This window comes from Gluconacetobacter entanii, from assembly GCF_013155425.1.
In the GTDB taxonomy this organism is placed as follows: domain Bacteria; phylum Pseudomonadota; class Alphaproteobacteria; order Acetobacterales; family Acetobacteraceae; genus Novacetimonas; species Novacetimonas entanii.
Genome location: NZ_JABJWD010000171.1, coordinates 1 through 745 on the forward strand (window position 1 = coordinate 1; position 745 = coordinate 745).

The 745-nt window shown below is 74.2% G+C and carries 1 protein-coding gene; it reads left to right on the forward strand.

What is annotated here, in order from left to right; genetic code table 11:
* Positions 1 to 134: 134 nt before the first annotated feature.
* Positions 135 to 745: hypothetical protein (locus HNH97_RS17685; protein WP_216657710.1), on the forward strand; the 611-nt coding region annotated here is incomplete at its 3' end.

Genomic DNA, 745 nt, shown 5'->3' on the forward strand with positions numbered 1-745 from the left:
ATCGCCTGCGTGATCGCGTCGCGCCTGGCGCGCCTGCATGAACTGCAGGACGTGTATGACACCGAAGACCTGTATGACCTGCTGGAAATCCCGGCGGTGGATGCCTGCAACCGCATGACGGAGGATTGAGTGCGATGACCCCTGCCGCCTGTCTGAACGCATGGCATGAGGCGCTGTCCCCCGACCATGCCGCGCGACGCCGGCGCATGCTGGCCGCGCTGGCGGCGGGGCAGGGGCGGCGCAGGCTGGATGCAAGGGCGTTGCGCGCGCTGCTCGACATGCTTGCGGGCGGGGTGGGGGGCGTCCTGCGGCGGGCCGTCATGGGCGGTCTCGTCATGGCGCCGCCCGCCCTGTCGCGTGGCGCATCCCCCGTCCCGTCCCCCGGCGGCGCGATGGCCGGCGGTGGGGCGCCGGGGCCTGTGCCACCCGGACGGATGGCGTCCGAACACGAACTACCGGAACACGAACTGCCGGAGCGGGAGCCGCCGGGGCGGGAAACATCAGAACACGAACCATTGGCGGCGGCATGGACGACGGGGGCATGGACGGCGGGCCGGGCGCATGCCGTGTCGCGCCGCGCGGCACAGGCCGCCGCAGCCTTCGCCCCGCCCATGGTTTCGCGGCACCGCGCGCACGATGCGATGGCCGCCGCCGCGCGGATGGCGGGGGGACGGCGACCTGTGCGGAGGGCCGCCATCGTGGCCGTGACGCACGACGCACCCGCCCCCCCACGCGCGCCCACGCC